At 65.0% G+C, this 23,514-nt stretch carries 15 protein-coding genes, 1 pseudogene and 1 riboswitch; of the genes and pseudogenes, 6 read left to right on the top strand and 10 right to left on the bottom strand.

The genetic code is table 11. The annotated features are described in order from the left end of the window. The first annotated feature begins 63 nt into the window (after positions 1-63). Positions 64-612: an inorganic diphosphatase gene (ppa, locus tag ACW7G0_RS11590; RefSeq protein ID WP_456963387.1), complete on the top strand. Its 549-nt coding sequence runs from the start codon at positions 64-66 to the stop codon at positions 610-612. Between the two features lie 167 nt (positions 613-779). Here the strand turns inward: ppa and ACW7G0_RS11585 are convergent, their stop codons facing one another. The 5 genes from ACW7G0_RS11585 to thiC all read right to left on the bottom strand — a co-directional run bounded on the left by ACW7G0_RS11585 (position 780) and on the right by thiC (position 10,055). After that, the gene (locus tag ACW7G0_RS11585) at positions 780-3,644 is read right to left on the bottom strand and encodes a TonB-dependent receptor domain-containing protein (protein WP_456989740.1); all 2,865 of its coding nucleotides are present in this window, start codon (positions 3,642-3,644) and stop codon (positions 780-782) included. Between the two features lie 114 nt (positions 3,645-3,758). Continuing rightward, positions 3,759-4,520, bottom strand: a complete 762-nt coding sequence (locus tag ACW7G0_RS11580) for a helix-turn-helix domain-containing protein (protein WP_456989739.1) — start codon at positions 4,518-4,520, stop codon at positions 3,759-3,761. A gap of 244 nt (positions 4,521-4,764) precedes the next feature. Continuing rightward, positions 4,765-7,089 (bottom strand): winged helix-turn-helix domain-containing protein, encoded by a 2,325-nt coding sequence (locus ACW7G0_RS11575; RefSeq protein WP_456989738.1) that lies wholly within the window; start codon positions 7,087-7,089, stop codon positions 4,765-4,767. A 214-nt stretch (positions 7,090-7,303) separates the two neighbouring features. Next, complete coding sequence (locus ACW7G0_RS11570; RefSeq protein ID WP_456989737.1) at positions 7,304-8,041, bottom strand: ion channel; 738 nt, start codon at positions 8,039-8,041, stop codon at positions 7,304-7,306. A gap of 103 nt (positions 8,042-8,144) precedes the next feature. After that, a complete protein-coding gene (gene thiC / locus ACW7G0_RS11565) occupies positions 8,145-10,055 on the bottom strand; it encodes a phosphomethylpyrimidine synthase ThiC (RefSeq protein WP_456989736.1) in 1,911 nt (636 codons plus the stop codon). A gap of 55 nt (positions 10,056-10,110) precedes the next feature. Continuing rightward, positions 10,111-10,209, bottom strand: a riboswitch (TPP riboswitch). A gap of 236 nt (positions 10,210-10,445) precedes the next feature. Here thiC and ACW7G0_RS11560 point away from each other — a divergent pair. After that, a complete protein-coding gene (locus ACW7G0_RS11560) occupies positions 10,446-11,111 on the top strand; it encodes a hypothetical protein (RefSeq protein WP_456989735.1) in 666 nt (221 codons plus the stop codon). A gap of 125 nt (positions 11,112-11,236) precedes the next feature. Here the strand turns inward: ACW7G0_RS11560 and ACW7G0_RS11555 are convergent, their stop codons facing one another. Next, the gene (locus ACW7G0_RS11555; RefSeq protein WP_456989734.1) at positions 11,237-14,422 is read right to left on the bottom strand and encodes an efflux RND transporter permease subunit; all 3,186 of its coding nucleotides are present in this window, start codon (positions 14,420-14,422) and stop codon (positions 11,237-11,239) included. 35 nt (positions 14,423-14,457) lie between these two features. Beyond that, a complete protein-coding gene (locus ACW7G0_RS11550; RefSeq protein ID WP_456989733.1) occupies positions 14,458-15,588 on the bottom strand; it encodes an efflux RND transporter periplasmic adaptor subunit in 1,131 nt (376 codons plus the stop codon). Positions 15,589-15,666: 78 nt separating this feature from the next. Between ACW7G0_RS11550 and ACW7G0_RS11545 the strand changes: the two genes are divergently transcribed. The 3 genes from ACW7G0_RS11545 to ACW7G0_RS11535 all read left to right on the top strand — a co-directional run bounded on the left by ACW7G0_RS11545 (position 15,667) and on the right by ACW7G0_RS11535 (position 18,634). After that, positions 15,667-16,386, top strand: a complete 720-nt coding sequence (locus ACW7G0_RS11545) for a TetR/AcrR family transcriptional regulator C-terminal domain-containing protein (protein ID WP_456989732.1) — start codon at positions 15,667-15,669, stop codon at positions 16,384-16,386. A 154-nt stretch (positions 16,387-16,540) separates the two neighbouring features. Continuing rightward, positions 16,541-17,191 carry a protein-L-isoaspartate O-methyltransferase family protein gene (locus tag ACW7G0_RS11540; RefSeq protein WP_456989768.1) on the top strand — a complete coding sequence of 217 codons (651 nt, stop codon included), beginning with the start codon at positions 16,541-16,543 and terminating at the stop codon, positions 17,189-17,191. A 15-nt stretch (positions 17,192-17,206) separates the two neighbouring features. Beyond that, positions 17,207-18,634: a TolC family outer membrane protein gene (locus tag ACW7G0_RS11535; RefSeq protein ID WP_456963377.1), complete on the top strand. Its 1,428-nt coding sequence runs from the start codon at positions 17,207-17,209 to the stop codon at positions 18,632-18,634. A gap of 37 nt (positions 18,635-18,671) precedes the next feature. On the opposite strand, the pseudogene waaA reads toward ACW7G0_RS11535, so the two are convergent. Then, positions 18,672-19,967: pseudogene (gene waaA / locus ACW7G0_RS11530) on the bottom strand (lipid IV(A) 3-deoxy-D-manno-octulosonic acid transferase); the annotation flags it as partial. Between the two features lie 56 nt (positions 19,968-20,023). Between waaA and lpxL the strand changes: the two are divergent. Beyond that, the gene (lpxL, locus tag ACW7G0_RS11525; RefSeq protein ID WP_456989731.1) at positions 20,024-20,980 is read left to right on the top strand and encodes an LpxL/LpxP family Kdo(2)-lipid IV(A) lauroyl/palmitoleoyl acyltransferase; all 957 of its coding nucleotides are present in this window, start codon (positions 20,024-20,026) and stop codon (positions 20,978-20,980) included. Between the two features lie 29 nt (positions 20,981-21,009). Here the strand turns inward: lpxL and ACW7G0_RS11520 are convergent, their stop codons facing one another. Together ACW7G0_RS11520 and ACW7G0_RS11515 are read right to left on the bottom strand one after the other, a co-directional pair. Then, a complete protein-coding gene (locus ACW7G0_RS11520; RefSeq protein WP_456989730.1) occupies positions 21,010-22,389 on the bottom strand; it encodes an O-antigen ligase family protein in 1,380 nt (459 codons plus the stop codon). Continuing rightward, on the bottom strand, positions 22,370-23,509 hold the full coding sequence (locus ACW7G0_RS11515; protein ID WP_456989729.1) for a glycosyltransferase: 1,140 nt from the start codon (positions 23,507-23,509) through the stop codon (positions 22,370-22,372). Before ACW7G0_RS11515 ends, ACW7G0_RS11520 begins: the two co-directional genes overlap by 20 nt. Positions 23,510-23,514: the final 5 nt, after the last annotated feature.

The following is a 23,514-nucleotide window of genomic DNA, read 5'->3' as shown; positions in this document are numbered from 1 at the left end:
GTAAAATCGTCGGCTTCACCCGGCCGCCGGTTGGCGCGCCCTCACACCGCTTCGGAGCAAACCATGGGTCTGGATCATGTCACCACCGGCAAGAACCCGCCGGACGAGATCAACGTCATCATCGAGATCCCCAAGGATGCCGAGCCAGTGAAATACGAGGTGGACAAGGAATCGGGCGCGATCTTCGTCGACCGCATCCTGTCCACCCCGATGCGCTATCCGTGCAACTACGGCTATGTTCCGCGCACCCTGTGCGGCGATGGCGACCCGGCCGATGTCATGGTGATCCTGCCGTTGCCGCTCATTCCCGGCTCAGTGATCCGCTGCCGTCCGGTCGGCGTGCTGAGGATGAGTGACGAGGCCGGCAGCGACGAGAAGATCCTGGCCGTACCGTCCACCGATGTATTCAGCGGTTATGCCCATATCAACGACCTCGACCAGGTCAGCCCCCACTGGTGCGAGCGGATCGGGCATTTCTTCGAGCACTACAAGGACCTGGAAAAAGGCAAGTGGGTCAAGCTTGACGGCTGGGGCGGCGCCGACGAGGCAAAAGCCTTGCTGGTCGATGCAATGAAGCGCCACGACGCTGAGGGCCATCAACCCGGGGCCTGATTGCCGGGCTGCTGCGCAGATAAGGAAGGCCACCCTCGGGTGGCCTTCTTCATGTGTGCCTGTCCGTGGAATAAACCCAGCTGCCATGGCCACGCGGCGCAACAAAAAAGCGGCCCCGTTCCCGGGGCCGCTTGATGTTACTCAGTGCAATTTGATCGACGGATCGATCAGAAGCGCTGCTGGTACTTCATGTACATGAAGCGACCGATGTCGAAACCACCGTAGTACGAGTAGTTCGAGTTCGGCTGGCTGAACATCGCCTGGCCCTGGTGGTCGAACACGTTGTTCGCACCCACCGAGACGGTGGCATTCCACGGCGCATTCCAGCTTACTTGCAGGTCGTGGAAGGTGTTCGAACCGACCTGGTTCATCGGCACGTTCTCGCCATAGGTGTCAGGCGCTGCGTAGTCGGGGAGGTTGCAGCGATCCGCGAAGTAGCACTGCTCCTTCATCGACGAGTAGTAGCGCATGCCCCAGTTGACGGCGAAATCAGCATAGGACCAGTTGAGGTTCATGTTGGAACGGATCCGGAAGTTGCCGCCGAAGCCGACCGACGGGGATTCCGGCGTGTCTGCGTCGTTGGTGGTCTTCAGGTTGTTCTTGCTGACGTAGGTGGAGTCCCAGTTGATGCCGAACTGGCCCAGGCTCGCGGTATCGAACCGGTACGCCACGCCGAAGTCGAAGCCCTCGGTCTCGACGTAACCCGCATTGCGCAGACCGTAGGTCAACTCGTTGACGATGCCGGTGACCGGATCACGCGAGAAGCCCTGGCAACGTGCTTCGATGCCCCGGACGTAGCAATCTTCCAACATCAGGTTCGGGCTGTCCGAGACCATGGTGTTGTCGATCTGGATGCTCCACCAGTCGAGGGTCATGCTGAGGTTGTCGACGTAGCTTGGGCTGTAAACCAGGCCCAGCGACTTGGACTCGGAGGTTTCCGGGGTCAGCAGCGGGTTGGAGCCCGAGTTGAACGGAACCGGGGTCTGGGCCGCGACACTGTCGGTCGGGACGAAGCCCTGCTGCAGCTGACGGTAACCTTGGCCGACATCCGCCACGCAAGCCGCGCTGCCGCCAACGACACCATAGACGCTGTCACACACGTCCCGGAAACCGGTGTAGAAGGTCTCGGAACTGCCACCGTACAGATCGTCGATGGTCGGAGCACGGAAACCGTCGGCGAGGGTACCGCGAACCATCAAGTCATCGAACGGCTTCCACTTGAAGCCAAACTTGTTGTTGGTGGTATCACCGAAGGTGGTGTAGTCCGAGTAACGGCTGGCGACGTTGAACGTCAACTCCTGGGCAAACGGCAGGTCGGCCAGCACCGGGATGTTCAATTCGAGGTAGAACTCGTCCACGGCGTACTGGCCCTGGGTCGGACCGGATGCCAGATTGGTGGAATCGCCGGTCTGGGCAATGGCATCGGGGCTGAAGCGCCCAGATTCCTTGCGGTACTCGTAACCGGCCGCGAACGCCAGGTCACCGGCAGGCAACGCAAACAGGTTGCCTGCAACGTTGGCGAAGTAGCTGGTGGTCTCGGTCTCGCCCAGTGCGTGCTCGGTCTTGTACAGGTAGTCCTGCACGGCCTGGTCGCCCAGCGAATGCGCTGCATCGCCGGTGCCGAAGCCCGCAAACGGGTTCCACGGCACGCAACCGGCAATCTCGTTGCCCGGAGTACCGCAAACGATCTGGCCCTGGTCATTCTGGAACGACGGACCCACGGCGTTGCGCACATTCGGCTTGTAGAGGTTGCCGGTGGAGACCGCCTGCAGGTTGTTCTGGTTGAACAGATAGCCTGCGTCCCAGTCCAGGTAACGGCTGCCGTAGTCGATCGAGCCTTCCAGCGCGGCCGTGATGCGCCAGGTGGTCAGGTCGCTCTGGGTGGTACGCGGCACTTCCCAGCCACGACGACGCCAGTCGATCTCGGTGCCGGCCAGCGGATTGAAGTAGCTGTCGCCCGACATCGCCGCATCAATCGCACTTGATTGCACCGGGTAGCCGGCAATCTGGCGCTCGGACATGCGCTTGTTGTACGACATGTCCGCCACCAGGCGAATGTTGTCGGTGATGTCGTGGTTGGCATTGACGAACAACGTGCGGCTTTCGGTCGGGTTGATCAAGTGCATCTGATCGGAACCCTTGCTGGTGTCGTCGGTGTTCTGCGGGTGGAAGTTGTCCAGGCCGATGGCGTTGCCGTCACGGTCCGGTGCGTACCACTCGGCAGCCAGCGGGTCGCCGTTCGCGTCCTTCTTGCCGCTGTTGATGTTGAAATTGCCCCACTGGCCGACAACCGTGGTGCTGTTCTGCGGGTAACCGGGGTAGGTGTCATCGCTGAACCAGCGATCCTTTGCCCAGACCGCCTCTTCCTTGTGCTGCGCGGCGCCCACGGTGACGGAGCCACGGTCACCGGCGAAGCCGACCACGAAATCGTAGTTCTGCTTGACGCCGTCACCTTCGCCGTACTGGCCGATATAGGCGTTGACTTCCGCGCCTTCGAAGTTCTTGCGGGTGATGATGTTGACCACGCCGGCAATGGCGTCGGAGCCGTACAGCGACGACGCGCCATCTTTCAGCACTTCGACGCGCTCAACCATGGCGGTCGGGATCTGCGAGATGTCCTGCAGGCCGCTGGTGGTGATACCAAGGCGCTTGCCATTGACCAGCACCAGGGTGCGCGATGCGCCGAGGTTACGCAGGTCGATGTAGGAACCTCCAACGTTCTCGCCGGAGGCCAGTGGCTCGGAGCGGCTGATCGGCGGGGTGCCGGCGGCAGTGATGTTCTGCAGGATGTCGGCAACGGAGCTGAAGCCCTGCCTCTGGATGTCTTCGCGGCTGATGGTCAGCACCGGCTGCGAGGTTTCCAGATCGACCTGGCGGATACGCGAACCGGTGACTTCGATCCGGTCCAAGGTGGTGGCCTGGTCAGCGGGGGCGGCTTCCTGCGCAGCGGCAAAGGCCGGCACAAGTGCCATCGCGATACCAGCCGGCAGCAAGCCGAGCCGCATCGCGGGGCGCAAATTGCGGTAATTCATGGATCTCTCTCCAATAACGTTATGAGCGTGTTAAACGCGCTGTCAACGCTACGTCTCGAGAGCTTTTACTGCTTTGCCGCAACCGCCGCCTGACTTTGCCGAATCCGGCCTGAGTCAGGCCGCCATTCTTTTCCGGTAGCTGGTCGCAGACATCTGGTAGCGAGCGCGAAACGCCCGCGCGAAACTGCAGCAATTTTCGAAACCACTGGCGGCGGCGACCTCGCCAATCATCATCTGGCTGCTGCCCAGCAACTCGGCCGCACGCTCGATCCGCATCCGCGCAGACGCGGACTGCGGGCTTTCGCCATATAGCGCGTGGTAGGTCTTGGAGAAGTACCAACTGGAGTAGCTGGTCAACTCGGCCAGCTCGCTGATGCGCACGATCCGGTCGCGGTTGCCGTCCAGATACATATGGGCGCGCTGCAGCCGTCCGAACACCTGGCGCTTGCGCGCCCGGGAGCGGCCGGGGCAGCGCGGTATGCCGGCCGTCATTTCACTCTGGATCAGCGCCAACTGCAGCAGAAGTGGACGCAGTGCGGCCACCGAGGCGGTAGCGTCGTCACCATCGACTGTGGCCAGACGCCGGCTGGAGGCGCGCCATAACCGCAACGCCATCCGCGCATCGTGCAACTCGATATGGCCCCGGCCGGCGTACAAGCCCGGTTGTGCCAGCGCACCGGCGGCGCGCAATGCGTCATCCCCCAGGCTCAAGCCAACACAAACGCCGTGCCGGTCTGCCTGGACCAGCGGTTTGGAGTCGCGGTCAAAGGCAATCCAGTCCCCCCGACGTACCCGGAACCGGCCTTCGCGCCCCTCCACCCAGGAGCTGCCGCGCAGTTGCAGCCAGATGGTCAGTGTGCCGGCCGGCATCTGCATGCTGCCCAGTCTCGAAACGCCGATACATCTCGCCTGGGAACTGACCACCGGCGTATCAATCCGCAGCTGCTGGCCCCGATCGGCCCACGATGTGTTGTCCAATGTCTTGCCTATGCAACCTGTAGAGGTCTATAGGTTTGCCGAATCTGCCCACAGACTCCTGAAGGTTTGCGGAAACTTGGCCGAAATTGTGCCGACTCTGGCGGCGAAAGACTTACGAAAGGCTATTTCCCTTTAAAATCAATTACTTGATAACTCCAGGCCACATCGTCTCCGGCGGCGTCTCGAAGGTCGCGAAGCCAATGTTGCCTCCGTCGGATTCGGCAAGGGTGATATACAGCCGGCGGCCACTCCCATCAATGCTGAACCCGTGGGTCGCCGCGCGGCGGTCCCGGTCCAGGCAGCGCGACTGGACGATTGCGCCACCCGACTGCGAACCGTCTTGTTGTGTCGCTTGACCAAGCAAAAGCGCGGGACACCGCGCCGTGCGGCGACGAACATAGACCCCGCGATCGCCGGCCAGGGCCCAGGAGCGATCGGATACTGCAAGCGAGCGTAGCGAGTCAACCGCCCTGACGCTATCCGCATCAAGGCGGAAATCAGCCTGCCATAAGCCTCTCTCGCCCGGCCGCGAAAACACCACCAGTTTATTCGCATTGTCGACCTGGACACTGGACACGCCATCCAGAAACGCCGTCAGCCGCCATGGCTGCTCGTCCCGGTCATACAGGTACAAGCCCAGATGGCCTTCACCACCATTGGCCAGCACCAATAACCGCTCGTCGTCATTCCCGCCCGACGCAGGCAGGTATACGGCCTGCACTGGATGGGCCACAGGAACCGGAAGTCGTGTGACGGTGCCCCGTTTCGGAATTACCTCATACACCCCGTTTTCCTGGGGACGCTGGTCGTCGTCGGAACGTCCGACTACCAGCACTCGCCGGTTGTCTGCATTCCATGATGGCAAATAGCGGGATTCCGGTTGCAAGCCTTCGATCAGGCGCAGGGAGTCAGGTTTATCCAACTCCGCCCACCACAGGCCGAACTTTCCGGATCGGTCGGAAGTAAACACCAATTGCCGCCCGTCCGGTGCGATCGCGGGCAACCGGTCACGACCGGAAGACGCGAACAAACGCTTGCCCGGGCTGCCTGCATCCAGGTCAAACTGGTAGATGCCAAAGTAGCTGCGTCGCACAACATAGGCCAATGACGACACGTTGGCCGCGGTCACTGGCTGCTCGCCATCCTCGACTCCCAGGCTGGTATGCGCCCCGGTGTCCAGACCATAACGGTAGAGTCCGCTGCTGCTGTGATCGCGTCGCCCATAGATCAGTGCCCGACCGGTTGAGCTCCAGTCCCAACCGCGAATCTCGGCATTGATCCGGGTCAGTCGCTCGGCGATACCGCCGGTAGCCGACAAGCGCCAGAAATCACCCAACGGCGAATTGCGCACGAAGATGATCCAGCGTCCGTCAGGCGAGTAACGCGGGGCAAAGTCCTGATGGTTCGGGTCAGCGTCGTATTCCAGCGCCTGAACCTCACCACTGGCGAGGTTCAGGACCTGCAATCCGGCTCCCCCATTGACCAGGCCTCGGCCACCGAAGATCAGGCCACGACCATCCGGGGTCCAATCGAAACCGGGAGGATCGGACGGGTCGCACGTGCCCACGACGCGTTCCACGCCGCCAGTGGCCGGCACCACGAGCACGTGACAGCTCTGTCCGGGCACGATTCGCAAAAACGCGATCTCGCGACCGCTGGGCGACCATTCCGGGCTGTGGTCGTCAGCCACGCCAACGGGATGGGTCAATTGGGTCGGCACCGTAGGCGCTGTGGGCTGGACCATGATCGCAATGTTGCGCTGCCCGGCAGGCACCGCGATATAGGCCACCATCCCTCCGTCCGGGCTGAGCGTAGGCGAGAACTCGAAGCCCGGCGCCGAGGTGATCAGTCGGGTTTCCAATTGGTATCGGGATGGTGATGATTGCGTGGCCAGGGAAGTCGCCCCCTCACGGGACGGCCAGGTCCACCACACCAGCGCCGCAACCAGGACGGCCACCAGTACCAACACGCCAAGAATCACGCCCGGATTACCGCGTACGGCCACAGGAGTATCGTCGGCGCGATCCCGCCGTGGCTCTCCGGCCGTGACCGCCACCGGCGCAAGCAGACTGGGCACGGCAGGCGTCTTCGCCGCATCAACCTGGAAGAACTCCCGGGCGCTCGCGGCGTCCGGCACCAGCCCAGGGGCTGGAGCCGTGGCGGTTTCCACGCTGTCGTCCAACCACTCCACTTCTGCCAGCAGCCGGTAACCGCTTTTTGCGATCGTCTCGATGTACTGGGGGCTTTCGCGAAGCTCGTTGAACGCCTTCCGCAGCAAGGTTATTGCCTGGGTGACCACGTCGTCACCGGGCAAGGTGTCCGGCCAGACCTGGGCCAGCAGGGCATCGCGGCTGACCACCTTGCCGGCGTTGGCAACCAGCACCAGCAGTACGCTCAGCGACTTGGGCGTGATCCTGCGTGGCCGGCGTGCTCCCGGCGCCGTCACCTCGCGCAGGGAGATATCCACCGTACATTGGCCTACGCGCAAACGTTCAGACAAGGGAGCTGCCACAAGAAAAACATCAGAGCAGGTAAGTCTGACCTTCCACGCCCCACCTGTCCCGTGTCGAAAGTCGAAGACTCAGCCTCTTGCGCAAAGCCTTTCGCCCATTAGCGCCAAGCAACGCGGGTTACAGCTCCCGTCGGTCATGAAACCGACCCGCCTCGCGCTCAGGGACGGTTCAGTCCGGGAACTCGGTTTGGTCCTCCGGGAACTCCTTGGCCGCTGCGACCATGTCTTCCCTGTGCCGCCTCACGGTCAGCGCGATCAAGCGCGACACCACCACGGCGATATAACCCAAGCCGACGAATTGCTCCAGCATAACCAGCACCCGCGCCCATGAACTGACCGGGGTCACATCGCCCAGCCCGGTGGCGGTCAGGTTGGTGAAGCTCAGGAACAGCAGCTCGATCCATGGCCGCGACTGCGCCGGGTTGATGGAACTGCTGAAAGACCCCGGCAATACCGCCTGGCAGACCATGTAGGCGAAGGCGAAACCCCACGCCAGCAGTGTGAAGGTCGCGCCCGCGGCAAACAGCTCGTCGGCGCTGACCAGGTGATCGTTCATCATGTAGATGATCAGGCTGCCGGCGGTATAGAAATACAACACCGATTCCAGCGCCGATGAGATCACCAGCAAGTCGCTGCTGCCCAGCACGATCGAGGCCATCGAGATCAGGATCGCCGGCACGGCAACCAGCCACGCCACCCACTTGATGGCCGGACTGCGCCACACCACCCAGACCGCCAGCAGCGGCACCAGCACACCGAACGCACCAAACAGCACCCGTTGGCTGTGGCGGCCATCGAACACCGGATACAGCAACAGGCTGAGCAACTGGGCCGCCAGCAGGAATGCCGAAGGGTGGCGTTTGGCGATCAACTGCCAACGCCGATACAGATAGCCGTAATTTCCCATTGCGCGAGTGTGCCGTACCCGCGACTGACCGCCAATCCCTGGCGCCTGACAAGTTGGCCAGGCGGTCGCGTGTCCCATGCGACCGCCTCCGGGCCGGTAGCGGTCAGCTCTTGCGATAGACCTCGGCGCCGGCGGCCCGGAACTGCGCCGCCTTCTGCGCCATGCCGTCTTCGATTGCCTGGTCCTCAACCGACCCAAGCTCGGCGGCGCTACCGCCCCCAAACGTCGTGCGCACGTCCTGGCTGATTTTCATCGAGCAGAACTGCGGGCCGCACATCGAGCAAAAATGCGCCGACTTGTGCGCGTCCTTGGGCATGGTTTCGTCGTGGTATTCGGTCGCACGTTCAGGGTCCAGGCCAAGGTTGAACTGGTCTTCCCAGCGGAACTCGAAGCGCGCCTTGCTCAATGCGTTGTCGCGCGCCTGTGCGCCGGGGTGGCCCTTGGCGAGGTCGGCCGCGTGGGCGGCGATCTTGTAGGCCATCAGTCCTTCGCGCACATCGTCCTTGTTCGGCAGCCCGAGGTGTTCCTTGGGCGTCACGTAACAGAGCATCGCGGTGCCGTACCAACCGATCAGCGCCGCGCCGATCGCGCTGGTGATGTGGTCGTAACCCGGCGCGATGTCGGTGGTCAGCGGCCCGAGGGTGTAGAACGGCGCCTCGCCGCAGACTTCCAGCTGCTTGTCCATGTTCTCCTTGATCAGGTGCATCGGCACGTGGCCGGGGCCTTCGACCATGGTCTGGACGTCGTGCTTCCAGGCGATCCTGGTCAGCTCACCCAAGGTTTCCAGCTCGGCGAACTGGGCGGCGTCGTTGGCGTCGGCGATGCTGCCCGGACGCAGGCCGTCGCCGAGCGAGAAGGCCACGTCGTAGGCCTTCATGATCTCGCAGATGTCTTCAAAGTGCTCGTACAGGAAGCTTTCCTTGTGATGCGCCAGACACCACTTGGCCATGATCGAGCCGCCGCGACTGACGATGCCGGTCACGCGTTTCGCGGTCAGCGGCACGTAGCGCAGCAAGACGCCAGCGTGGATGGTGAAGTAGTCCACGCCCTGCTCGGCCTGCTCGATCAGCGTGTCGCGGAAGATCTCCCAGGTCAGGTCCTCGGCGCGACCGTCGACCTTCTCCAATGCCTGGTAGATCGGCACCGTGCCGATCGGAACGGGGCTGTTGCGGATGATCCACTCGCGCGTCTCGTGGATGTGCTTGCCGGTGGACAGGTCCATCACGTTGTCCGCGCCCCAGCGGATCGACCAGACCAGCTTCTCGACCTCCTCGGCAATACCAGACGACAGCGCGGAGTTGCCGATGTTGGCGTTGACCTTGGTCAGGAAATTGCGGCCGATGATCATCGGCTCGCTTTCGGGGTGGTTGATGTTGCACGGAATGATCGCGCGGCCACGGGCGACCTCGTCGCGCACGAACTCCGGGGTGATGACCTTCTGGATGTTGGCACCGAAGCTCTGCCCCGGATGCTGCTTGAGCAGGTGCGCTTCGGTGATCGCTTCCAGCCGCTGGTTTTCGCGGATCGCGATGTATTCCATCTCCGGAGTGATGATGCCGCGCCGCGCGTAATGCATCTGGGTGACGTTGGCGCCTGCCACCGCGCGGCGCGGCAGCGGGCGGTTGCCGAAACGCACCTTGTCCAGCTTCGCATCGCCTTCGCGTCCACGACCAAACTGCGACGACAGGCCTTCCAGCACTTCGGTATCACCGCGCTCGGCAATCCAGACCGCGCGCAAGGGCGCCAGCCCGCGGGCCAGGTCGATGCTAGCCGACGGATCGGTATAGGCACCGGAGGTGTCATACACCGCCAGCGGTGCGTTTTGCTCGCCGCCGAACAGGGTCGGCGTGGGGGCGAGCACGATCTCGCGCATCGCGACCTTCAGGTCCGGGCGTGAGCCGGCAATGTGTACTTTGCGCGAGCCGGGGATCGGCCGGATCACGTCGGCGGACAGTTTGTCGGCCTGCTGGATCAACTCGGAATGGGCAAGTTCGGAAGCGGGTACGGCATTCATGGCGTTCGTCCTGTAGTGGCGTGGACGAAGCGGCGGCGCACGGACCCACGGCAGGGCCGGGACCGGCGAAGCTTCCCTACGGCGGTATCAACCGCATCAGGTTCGAAGGGACTGTCTCAACCAGCGATGTCCGCCGGTACCCCCGCTTCAACATGCATTTGACCATGCAGGGCGGCTCGGAGCCAGCGCTCGAGGTCTGGTACTGCCAGGAAGCTCCTTGAAGCCACCTGGTTCAATTCACTCCCGCCACGCAATCCTCAGGGAGCAGCGCCTGCGTCATGATCCAATCGCTTCCACAGGCAGCGCGACAGGATCCACAGATCCCAACTACTGCATACGGGTTGAGCGGGCCCGCTTGCCGGAACCGCTGTTGATGGCTACCTTGCGTGGATGAACAAAATCCTGCGTATACCCGCCCTGGCCGCTCTTGTCATCGCGCTCGCCGCGTGCGACATCGGTTCCCCACCCTCTGCCGACGTCGCCACCCCGGGGCCCGCGGCTCCGACGCCGACCGCCGCAAGCGAGCAAGCTCCGGCGGATGTCTTCATGGCCAACCTCGCGACGCTGTGCGGCAAGGCCTTCGCCGGCGAGGTGGTCGCCGACACTCCCGCGCCGACTGGCGACGATCCGTTCGCCGGCCAGCCGCTGGTCATGCATGTGCGCGACTGCAGCGAGCAGGAGATCCGTATCCCGTTCCACGTCGGCGACGATCGCTCGCGCACCTGGATCGTCACCCGCACCGCCGACGGCCTGCGCCTGAAGCACGACCACCGCCTGGCCGACGGCAGCGACGACCCGGTGACCATGTACGGTGGCGACACCACCGGCGAAGGCACCGCCAATCGCCAGGAGTTCCCGGTGGATGCGTTCTCGCAGCAGATGTTCACCCGCGAGGGCATGCAGGTATCCAATAGCAACGTCTGGGCAATCGAGATCGAGCCGGGCGCGCATTACACCTACGAGCTAGGGCGTGCCGACACCGACCGCCTGTTCCGGGTGCGCTTCGACCTCACCAACCCCGTCGACACGCCGCCGGCACCCTGGGGCGCCGAATAACCACCGGCGTTTGTATCCGTAGGGCGCAATAAGCGAAGCGCATTGCGCCGGAATGCCAACGACGCGACGACCTCGACATCCGGCGCAATACGCCGCCAAGACGGCTATTGCGCCCTACCTTCGTTTCATTGGAGTTCCTGCGGCACCTTGACCCGGAACCAGGCCGCGTACAGCGCCGGCAGGAACAGTAGGGTCAGCACCGTGGCCACCAGCAGGCCGCCCATGATCGCGGTTGCCATCGGCCCGAAGAATGCGCTGCGCGACAGTGGAATCATCGCCAGGATCGCGGCCAGTGCCGTCAGCACGATCGGCCGGAAACGGCGCACGGTCGCCTCCACGATCGCATCCCAGGTTTCGTGTCCGTCGCGACGGTCCTGCTCGATCTGGTCGACCAGGATCACCGAGTTGCGCATGATCATGCCCGACAGCGCGATCGTGCCCAGCATCGCCACGAAGCCGAATGGCACCCGGAATACCAGCAGGAACAGGGTCACGCCAATCAGCCCCAACGGCGCGGTCAGCAGCACCATGACGCTCCGCGAGAAGCTGCGAAGTTGCAGCATCAGCAGGGTGAACACGACGAACAGGAACAACGGCACGCCAGCGGTGATCGAGTCCTGGCCGCGGGTGGAATCCGCCACGCTGCCGCCGATCTCCACCGAATAGCCATACGCCAGACCGGAACGGATCTCATCCAGGGTGGGTGATATCTGCGCCATCACCGTCGCCGGCTGGGTGCCGTCGTAGATGTCGGCGCGCACGGTCATCGTCGGCTTGCGGTCACGGTGCCAGATGATGCCCTCCTCGAGCCCGTATTCCAGGGTCGCGATCTGGCTCAGCGGCACGCTCTGGCCGCTGGCGGTCGGCACCATCAGGCTGCCCAGTTGCGACAGATCGGCCTGCTCGGCGTCGCCACCCCGCAGGATCACCCCGATCAGCTCGTTGCCTTCTCGATAGGTGCTGACCTGGATGCCGGACAGCGATCCGCTCAGCACCTGCGCCAGTTGCGCCGACGTGATTCCCTGTGCACGCGCGCGGGTCTGGTCGACCTGCAGACGTACCACCTTGCCCGGCTCGTCCCAGTCCAGGTTGACGTTGGCCACATGTGGGTTGTCGCGGATCTGCGCACGCACCGCGTAGGCAATCTCCCGCACCTGGTCGATATGCTCGCCCGAGACCCGGAACTGCACCGGGTAGCCAACCGGTGGGCCGTTCTCCAGTCGGGTCACGCGCATCTGCAGCTCGGGGAAACGCGGCACCACTTCCTCGATCATCCAGCGGCGAATCTCCTCGCGCGCGGCCAGGCTTTCGGGCATCAGCACGAACTGGGTGAAGTTGGCGGCCGGCAATTGCTGGTCCAGCGGCAGGTAGAACCGTGGCGACCCGGTGCCCACGTACGCGGTGTAATTGACCAGGTCGTCGCGGCTGGCAAGCATCTGCTCAAGCCGCTCGGCCTGTGCCCGGGTAGCACGCAGCGAGCTGCCCTCGGCCAGCTCCATGTCGACCATCAGCTCCGGCCGTACCGAGTCGGGGAAGAACTGCTGGGGCACGAAGCGGAACATCATCAGCGAGACCACGAACGCCGCTGCGGTGGCCCCGATCACCAGCCAGCGATGGCGCACGCACCAGACCACCCAACTGCGGAAGCGCTGGTAGAAGCGGGTCGCGTAGGGATCATGCTCGCCGGCGTCCGGATTGTCGGATGGCAACGGGGCGATCCAGTCGGCAAATGCGGGATGTCGGTCCGCCCAGCGCTGGCGTCGAATTTGCCAGCGCGCCGCCAACGAGCCGGGTTTGGGCGCACTGCCGCGCCCGCCTTCATTGCGCTCGATGTGCGGCAGCAGCTTGTCGCCCAGGTAGGGGACAAACAACACCGCTGCGACCCACGACACCAGCAACGCGATGGTGACTACCTCGAACAGCGACCGGGTGTATTCGCCGGTGCTGGAGGCGGCCATCGCGATGGGCAGGAACCCGGCGGCGGTGATCAGGGTGCCGGTCAGCATCGGGAACGCGGTCGACTCCCACGCAAACGCCGCCGCACGCAGGCGATCGAAACCCTGCTCCATCTTGATCGCCATCATCTCCACGGCAATGATCGCGTCGTCGACCATCAGTCCCAGTGCGAGCACCAACGCGCCCAGCGATATCTTGTGCAGGCCGATGCCGAACACGTCCATGACGGTGAAGGTCATCGCCAGCACCAGCGGGATCGACAACGCCACCACCAGGCCAGTGCGAAAGCCCAACGACAGGAAGCTCACCAGCAACACGATCGCGACCGCCTCGGCCAGCACCCGCACGAACTCACCCACCGAGTCCTCCACCGCCGCCGGCTGGTCGGACACCTTGTGCAACTCCATCCCGGCCGGCAGGGTTTGCTGCAGCTGGGCGAACTCGGCTTCCAGCGTCTCGCCCAGGGCGAGGATATCGCCACCGTCGCGCATGGCCACGCCGATGCCGATCGCGTCCTTGCCCATGAAACGCATGCCCGGCTGGGGCGGGTCGGAGAAGCCGCGATGGACCTCGGCCACGTCGTCCAGCCGGAACGTGCGATCGCCAACCCGGACCGGGAAGCGGCGGAGCTGTTCGACCGATTCAAACTGCCCGCTCACCCGCAGCGGCACCCGGGTACTGGCGGTCTCGAAAAAGCCCGCCGGCACCATCGCATTCTGCTGCTGCAAGGCCTCGCGCACCGCCGCGGCCGACACTCCCAGCGTGGCCAGCTTGGTGTTGGACAGCTCGACCCAGATCTTCTCGTCCTGGACCCCGAAAAGCTGGATCTTGCCCACGTCCGGCACGTCCTGCAGCGCGAGCTGGACGCGGTCGGCGTAGTCCTTCAGTACCGCGTAATCAAATCCTTCCCCGGTCAATGCATAGATGTTGCCGAACGTATCGCCAAACTCATCGTTGAAGAACGGCCCGACGATGTCCTCCGGAAGCTCCGGGCGCAGGTCGCCGATCTTCTTGCGAACCTGGTAGAAAAGCTCGGGCACCTCGGCCGAACGCATCGAGTCGCGCGCCGCGAAGATCACCTGCGACTCGCCGGCGCGCGAGTACGACTGGATGAAGTCGTATTCACCGGTTTCCATCAGCTTGCGCTCGATCCGCTCGGTGACCTGCGATGCGACCTGGTCGGCGGCCGCACCCGGCCATACGGTGTGGATCACCATCACCTTGAAGGTAAACGCCGGGTCCTCGCTGCGCCCAAGATTCAGGTAGGAAAACGCACCGGCGATGGCAAGCACCAGCATCGCGTAGACCACCAGGCTGCGATGGCGCAAACCCCACTCGGAAAGATTGAAACGCATGTTCTGAGAGATCCTCGGTTCGGTATCGCGGGCGGTCAGTGGCGCGCGCCGGCCGTCGCCACGTCGCGGTTATCGCGATCCACCGGGCGGACCGTCTGCCCTTCGCGCAACAGATGACCACCGGCGGCGACAACCCAGGCATCCGGGTCCAGTCCGTCCAGCACCGGAACGGTCTGGCTGCCGTAGGCACCGACGCTGACCGGCAGCAGTTTCAGGGTCGAGGTCTGCGGATCCACCACGAATACTGCAACCCCGCCGTTGCTGCCCGGTTGCAGCGCGGTGAGCGGGATGCTGAGCGCGTCGGCTTCCTGGCCCGGGAGGAATACGCGTGCGCTCTGGCCCAGCGCGAGCACCCCGGCCGGCGCATCCACGCTCGCCCGCGCGGCAAAGGTCCGCGAAGCGGGGTCGGCCACCGGCGCGACCTCGCGGACCACACCCGGCCAGCGCTTGCCCGGCTTGGACCAGACCTCGACCTGTATCACCTGTCCCGGCTTGGTGGCCGCCACCTGCCCTTCGGACACCGCAAAAGCCACCTCGCGGGTACCATCGGCGGCCAAGGTAAATACCGTTTGTCCCGCGGCCACGACCTGGCCCGTCTCGGCCTGTCGCTCGGCGATCACCCCATCGGCGGGTGCCCGCAGCCGACTGTATTGGGCCTGGTTGCTGGCGACCTCGAGCTCGGCCCGTGCCGCATCCACCTGGCCCTGCGCGGCGGTGGCGGCGGCGTTTTGCGCATCCATGCTGGAGCGGCTGACCAACTGGTCCCTGGCCAGGGCGGCGTAGCGCGCCTGATCCGCGCGCGCGCGTTCCAATTCAGCTTGGGCGGCTGCCAGTTGCGCCCGGGCCGAATTCGCCCGTGCCTTCAAGTCATCCGGATCGAGCGTTGCCAGCACATCGCCACGGCTGACGTGATCGCCCACGTCCACCTTGCGCTCGACCAGTTGACCGCCGACCCGGAACGACAGCTGGCTTTCCTTGCGGGCACGGATCGCCCCCGCCAGCGAGGCATGCACGGCGTCGGCGACGACTGGCTGGGTCACCAGCACCGGCCGCGCCGACACGTCGGCCGTTTCGCTGGAACCGCACCCTGCAAGCAGGCCCGCCAGAAGCGCACCGGCCATCAGTGAACGGGCACGGACCGCCTGGATCGCAAAGCGGCTGCGCATGGGAAGCACCTTCTTGGGGAATTATTGGACCGGATGGTACTGTATAAATACAAGACTTCTTAGTCTAGTATTTAATTCATGCATGAGCGCAAGCCCATTGACGATCACCGTGCGCCGCCGGGCACCAAGGCCGGCCGCAACGTCGGCGCCCCGCCGCCTGCAAAACCGGCCGGGCCGGGCCGACCCAAGGACATGGCCAAGCGCACGGCCATCCTCGACGCCGCCAAGCGGATGTTCGTCGAACACGGCTACGCCGGCACCAGCATGGACCAGATCGCCTCCGGAGCCGGCGTCTCCAAGCTCACCGTATACAGTCACTTTGGCGACAAGGAATCGTTGTTTTCGGCGGCAGTGGCGTCGTACTGCGACCAACAGCTCCCGCCTGCCATGTTCATCCCTTCACCACAGACGCCACTGCGCGAACGGTTGCTGGATATTGCCCACGCGTTTCATGCCCTGATCAGCAGCCCGCAGGCCATTGCCGCCCACCGCATGCTGTGCACCCCCCAGATGGCCGACGCGGCGCTGGCGCGCAAATTCTGGGAGGCCGGGCCACAACGCATCCACGACGCGGTGGCCGAGCTGTTGCGACGTCGCGTCACTACCGGCGAGCTGGTGATTGACGCTGCCAATGCCGACTCGGTCAATCACGCGGCGAGCCAGTTGATCTCGCTGCTCAAGGGCGAGCCACACGCGCGGTTGCTGCTGGGTTGCCAGGACGTCGATCCGGCGTTGGCACACGCCCACCTAGTCGCCGCGGTCGATATGTTCCTGCGGGCCTATGCCGCCCGCCCATGACTTGCGTCGCGGTGACTTCCGGCACTCAAAACCGGCCCACGGGAGGGCGATCCTGTGCTTGGTCGCACCGATGCTTCAACCGATCCTGATTTGTTCGCCGCGCACGCCGCTACAATAGTCAGTTGACACCAGCAATCCTTGAGACCCCATGAGCATGATTGATTACGCCAAGGCCCGCGAACTGATGGTCGAACAGCAGGTCCGGCCCTGGAACGTGCTGGATGCACGCGTACTCGACGTATTGGTGAAGATTCCGCGCGAGGAGTTCGTACCGGACATCCACCGCAACCTGGCCTATTCCGATATCACCCTGCCGCTGGCCCATGGCGAGGTCATCATGAAGCCGGTCGTGCAGAGCCGCGCGTTGCAGGGGCTGCTGGTAACGGCAAGCGAAGACGTGCTGGAGATCGGTACCGGCAGCGGCTACCTGACCGCGTGCCTGTCGCGGCTCGGCCGTGAGGTGCTCAGCCTGGAGCGGCACGCCGACCTGGCCGATGCCGCGCGCGCACGACTGGAAGCCCGTGGCCTGGCCAACATTCAGGTGCTGCATGCCGACGCATTTGAATACCAGACCGAACGCCGCTTCGACACCGTTTGCGTGACCGGCGCGGTCGACACCATTCCCGATGCCTTCCTGCAGTGGCTGAAACCCGGCGGACGCATGTTCATCGTGCGCGGCCGGGCGCCGGCAATGGAGGCCGTGCTGGTATACAACGAGGCCAACGGACCACGGATTGAATCGTTGTTCGAGACCGACCTTCCCTATCTTGCAGGCGCAGCTCCGGTGCCCGCCTTCGAATTCTGATTGAAAGGACTCCGCATGATCCACCGCCCACTCGTTCTCGCCCTCGCCTTCGCCCTGCTGCCGGCCACCGCCGCCGCGGAAGACCTGTTGCAGACCTACGAGCTGGCTCGTGCCGGCGATCCGCAGTTCTCCGCCGCCGAGTCCAACCGGTTGTTCACCCGGGAAGGCGCGGTGCAGGCGCGCGCGGCGATGCTGCCGCAGATCGACGGCAGCGCCAGCATCCGTCGCTCGCGCAGCGACGGTCCGGCGACCCAGAACCAATTCAATGACCAGGGCGAGCCGGTCCAGTTCAGTGGTGATATCGAAAGCGAGACCACCACCCGCAGCGTCGGCATCAACGGCACCCAGATGCTGTTTGACATGTCCCGCTTCAGCTCGCTGCGTAGCCAGAACGCATTGAGCCGGGCCAGCGACTTCCAGCTCCAGGCCGCCGGTGACAACCTGATCACCCGCACCTCGGCCGCCTATTTCAACGTGCTGGTCGAGTTGGAGACCCTGGCCGCCGCCGAAGCCGCCGAGACCGCGCTTCAGAAGCAGTTCGACTTCGCCTCCAAGCGCCTGGAAGTCGGTCTGGCACCGATCACCGACGTCCATGAGGCCCGCGCCCAGTACGACAGCGCGCGTGCCAACACCATCCTGGCGCGCACCCGCGTCGCCGATGCCTATCAGGCCCTGGCCGAGATCACCGGCACCGAGGTCAACAACGTCAAGGGCCTGCCGGCGGACTTCCAGCCGCAGTTACCGGTCAGCGAGGGTGTCGATTCCTGGGTGCAGACCGCATTCGAGACCAACCCGGCCCTGCAGGCCAAGCAACTCCAAGTCGAGTCGGCCGAGGCCAACGTCCGCACGGCGCAGTCCGCCCACCTGCCGACCCTGTACCTCAACGGCGGCTACAGCAAGGGCAAGACCACCGGCGACCGCACCTTCAGCAGCAGCGACCTGCCCGATTCGGTCACCAGCCCGATCGAGAGCGAAAGCCGGGGCCCGGAAATCGGCATCACCCTCAACGTGCCGATTTTCTCCGGCGGCGCCACCCAGTCACGGGTTCGCCAGGCCATCAGCCAGCGCGACATCGCCACCGACGAGCTGGAGCAGCAGAAGCGCGCGCTTGAGCGCAATACCCGCAATGCCTACCAGACCCTGGTTGCCGGCATCAGCGAGGTCGAGGCACGTCGCCTGGCGCTGGTCTCCGCCCAGGCCGCGTACGACGCCTCGCAGGTCGGCCTGGAGGTCGGCACCCGCACCGTCCTGGACGTGTTGAACAACCAGCAGAACCTGTTCCAGGCACAACAGGCGTATGCACTGGCGCGCTACAACTACCTGCAGCAGCGCCTGACCCTGGAACAGGCCGCCGGCACCCTGGACATCGACGACGTGCAGGACATCAACCGCCTGCTCACCGCCGACGCCGAGGCGCAGGTCCAGTCTCCAATCCGGCAATAGCCGACGCGGGCCGATCCTCGGCCGGATCGTCCCGCCCCGACGCACCCGGCGCCAGCGTCGGTTGCAGCATTGCCATCGTCCGGGCCAGCGCGCCGCGCCCGGTCTCTACCAGCTTGCGACCGTTGTCAGCCATGGCGCGACGCAATGACGGGTCATCCAGCAGCATCGACAATGCCTGTTGCACGCCATCGACATCTGCACCGATACGCAAGGCGCCGGCGTTATCGAGTTGGCGGGAGATTTCGGCAAAGTTGTGCAGGTGCTGTCCCGTCACCACCGGGGTGCCAACCGCAGCTGGCTCCAGCAGGTTATGGCCACCAATGGGCTGCAGGCTGCCGCCGACGAAGGCGACGTCGGCGCAGGCATAAAAGTGCACCAGCTCACCCAGGGTGTCGACCACGAACACCACATCGTCCGGTCCTGGTAGCACTCCGCGCGAGCGTGTCGATACCTTCCAGCCGGCGGCGCGCGCATGATCGGCGACCACCCGGAATCGCTCCGGATGCCGCGGCCCCCACACCAGCAGCAGATCCGGAAACCGCTCGCGCAAGTGACGATGGATCGTGATCACCGCGGCCTCCTCACCCTCGTGGGTACTAGCCGCGATCCACACCGGACGATTCCCGCACTGCTCGCGGAACCGGGCCGCAAACTCGTCCAACCCCTCGGGGACGGTCACGTCAAACTTCAGGTTTCCGACCTCGACCACCTGGTCGCTTCGCGCGCCCAGTCGCACGAAGCGCACCGCATCGGCCAATGACTGCGTCGCCACCATGGTCACAGTGCGCAGCGCTCGCCCCACCAGTGGTGCCAGCACCCGATAGCCGCGCAACGAGCGCTCCGACAGCCGCGCATTGAGGACGTAGACCGGCACGCCATGGTCACGGCAGCCAAACAGCAGGTTCGGCCACAGCTCGGTTTCCATAATCAGGCCCGCGCGCGGCCGGTGGTGGCCGATGAACCGTGTCACCGCACCGGGCAGGTCGTACGGCAAGTAGACGTGCTCGACATCGTGACCCCACAACGCGCGTACCCGCTCCGAGCCGGTCGGGGTAATGGTAGTCACCAGCAGGTGCAGGTCGGGGCGGCCACGACGCAGCGCATTGACCAGCGGTACAGCCGCGTTGACTTCGCCGACCGACACCGCATGCACCCACAACGTTTGCCGGTGGGGATCATCGTGGTAACGCGCATAACGCTCGTTCCAGCGCAGCAGATAGCTGGGCTGGCGGAAGCCACGCCAGATCAGGTGGTACACAGTGAGCGGCACCAACAAGTACAGCACGGCCGAGTACAGGCCGCGCAACAGGCGCTCGGTCAGCTCGCTTCGCATCGGCTCAGGATACTGCACAGGCAGCCTGATCCGGGCTGCGCCGGTAGAATCGGGCCATGCCCACCTCCGCTCCCATCCGTTCTCCCGTTTCCCCTGGCGCCGCCCCGCTCGGTCCGCGCCACTGGCCAACGTGGCTGCTGCTCGGCGGCCTGTGGCTCGTGGCGCGCTTGCCGTGGGCAGCGCAACGCGCGCTGGGTGCCGGCATCGGCGCCATTGCGCTGCGGCTGGCAACCGAACGTAGGCGGGCGGCGGCGATCAATCTGCAGCTGTGCTTTCCCGAGCTCGATGCAGCCAGTCGTGACGTGCTGCTGCGTGAGGCCTTTCGCGACCTGGGCATCGGGTTGTTCGAGTTTGCCCGTGCCTGGTGGGGGTCGGCGAGGCCGATGCGAAGTACCGCCCGGATCGAAGGCGTCGAATCCATCCAGGCGCTGCGCGCCCAGGGACGCGGTGTGTTGCTGGTATCCGGCCACTTCCTGACCCTGGAAATGTGCGGCCGGTTGATGTGCGACCACCTGCCGCTGGCCGGTATGTACCGCCCCCATCGAAACCCGGTAATGGAATGGGCGGTCAAACGCGGGCGGTTGCGCTATGCCAGTGCCATGTTCGCCAACGGCGAGTTGCGTCCGGCGATGCGCCATCTCAAGCAGGGCGGGATCCTGTGGTACGCACCCGATCAGGACATGCGCGGCAAGGACACCGTGTTCGCGCCGTTCTTCGGCGTGCCAGCGGCCACGATCACCGCCACCCACCAGTTCGCCCGACTGACCGGCTGCGCCGTGGTGCCGTTCTTCCATCGTCGCGAGGGTGCCGACTATGTGTTGCGGCTGGGTGCGCCGCTGGAGGATTTTCCATCGGCCGATGCGACCGTCGACAGTGCCCGGGTCAATGCCGCGATCGAGGCCATGGTCCGCGAAGCACCCACCCAGTATTTGTGGATCCATCGGCGGTTCAAGCGGCGCCCGCCCGGAATGCGGTCACCGTACCTACCATCGGAGGCCGGCGAATCGTCTTGAGCCCAGACCATGCCGATGGCGTCATGCGGTCAGGGCTGGGGCGATCGATCCTGCTGGTTGCCCACCGACAGCAAGCTGCCTGCATACAGGGCAGCCAGCAGCAAGGTCAGTCCGCCCCAGAAGGTCGAGTAGAACGCCAGGTGGGTGTTGATCGGGAACACGGTCACCACCAACGCCAACATCGCCGGCCGGGCACGCTCGCGTGCGGCCGCATCGGCAAAGCTCCACGCGCGCCAGGCCAAGGCAACGCCTGCCAGCCATAGCAACAGGCCCAGGCCACCGGTCTCGCTGAGTATCTCAAGCACGATCTGGTGCGCATGCAGTGCCGGGCCCTCCCCCCATTGCGGCACCTCGCCGCTTTGCGGGTCGCAGGCCGGGAACGCCTCGCGAAAACCACGGGCGCCCACGCCGTTGACCGGATGGCGGCCGGCCATGCACACCGCCGCACCCCAGATCCGGGTACGGCCCGACAAGGCACGATCGACACCCGCCTGGTCGGCGGCAAATACGTGGGTGGTCCGCACCAGCCGCTGGCGCACATCCGGTGACGCAATCCCCAGTACCACCAGCATGAGCGCACCGAAGGCGAATACGCCGAAGAGCTTCTTCCACCCAAGCAGGCGCCAGCCCGAGAGCACCAGTACCAGCGCGTAGGTGAGCCACGACGCGCGCGAGCCGGCCAGCACCACCACCACCCCGACCGCTGCCGCCGCGACCAGCCAGCCGCCACTGCCGAACCGGCGACCGGCGGCGTACAAAAGAAACGGCGACAAACTGGCGATGACCAGGCCCAGCTTCAGGTTGCATGGCCCGAGGATGCCGCTCAGGCGATCCAGCCCGGCGAGCTCCTTTGCGCTGCACATGCCGTAACCGCTGATCGCCTGCTTGATGGTGTCGATACCAAAGAACAGCGGACTGGTACCCGTCAGCGCCTGTGCCAGTGCATCCGCGGTCCAGACCCCCACGATGATCGCCAGGCCACCAAAGGTGATCCGGCGACCGCGCTCGTTGGCCACCGCCGACGCCACCAGCCACAGGAACGGCAAGTAGCGAAGATCAACAGCGGCTTCACGCATCGCGCGTCCCGGATCGACCGCATCGAACGCGGAAAACAATTCCGGCAACCAGTAGGCGAAGAACAGCACGCTGGTCAGCGCCCATGCCTGTCCGCTCAACAGCGCGCTGCCGCCACGGAACCGCGAACCGACCAGTTTGATGATCGCGACCAGTGCGCCCAGCACCAGCACCCCTTCGGCATAGCCAGGCGCCGGCCACAAGATGACATAGGCCAGGATCCACGCGGGTGCCCAGCGCCAGCCCTGGACGGGCCCTTGAGCGGGGCCGGAATGACCTGCGCGACCCGATTGGGACGGCGTATCGATGGGGGTGTCAGTCAATGAGTTCGGCATAGACGGCCAAGGTGGCTTGCTGCATCGCGCGCAGCGTGTAGTGCGACAGGTCGTCCATCGTAACCGCTGGCATCGCGGCGGCCGATCCCGGCGTCGGTGCAAGCTGGCACCGGGCGCGCTGGTGAAGTTCGCGCTCGTCGAACGCCGGTACGGCTCCCCATGGTTGCAGCTGCTCCAGCAACTCGCCCGCCCCGCCATGCGCCCATCCCAGCACGGGCCGACCGACCGACAGCGCTTCGATCACGGTGCGGCCAAACGCTTCGGGCTTGCGCGACAGCTGCAACACCAGGTCACTGGCCGCGTACGCCCGCACGATGGCATCAGTGGGCGCGGTGAAGGCGATCGCTGCGCCGATACCCAGCGCAGCGGCCTTCGCTTCCAGTTCCGCGATGTAGGCCTCCCGTCCCAACTGGCGCGCGCCGGCACACCACAGCCGCGCGTCCAGACCGTCACCACGCAGCTGCGCCAACAGCGCCAATGCGTCCGCGTGGCCCTTCAACCGGGTGCCACGACCGGGCAACAACAGCAACGGGCCCTCACCCGTCAATGCCGGATGTTGCTTGGCCGCCCACTCACGCGACGCCGTATCGGGCTGCGGCGCGCGCGGGAACCGGGCCGGGTCGATCCCGCGCGGGATCACCCGCAACTTGTCCGGATCGGTGCCCGGATAATGCCGCAACACGTGCCTGCGCACCGTATCGGAGACGCAGATGACACGCTCGCCCCGGGTCATCACCCGGCTGTAGCGCGATGGGGAGTTGAGGCCATGCACGGTGCTGACCAGATGCGGCCGCCGAGACTGCGACATACGCCCCAGCGCCAACCGGGCAATCCAGCCTGGCAGGCGCGAACGCACGTGGACGATATCGACGGGTTGCCGGCTCAACAACGCTCGCAGCGGGCGCACCTGGCCCAGGGTCAATAGTGATTTGCGCCCGATATCCAGCGTGACGTGTTCCGCCCCCAGTGCCTGCAAGCGGGGCACCAGACGCCCGCCGGCGGAGACCACGATCGCGCGGTGACCCGCTTCCACCAGCGCCCCGGCAACCTCCAGGGCCGACAGCTCCACCCCGCCGGACTCCAGCGCAGGTAACAGCTGGACCACGGTCAACGGGCGCATGGCGC

The organism is Lysobacter sp. A286 (assembly GCF_054052105.1).
Note: the sequence above shows the minus strand (reverse complement) of the source record. Positions and strands in the feature narration are given on the sequence as shown.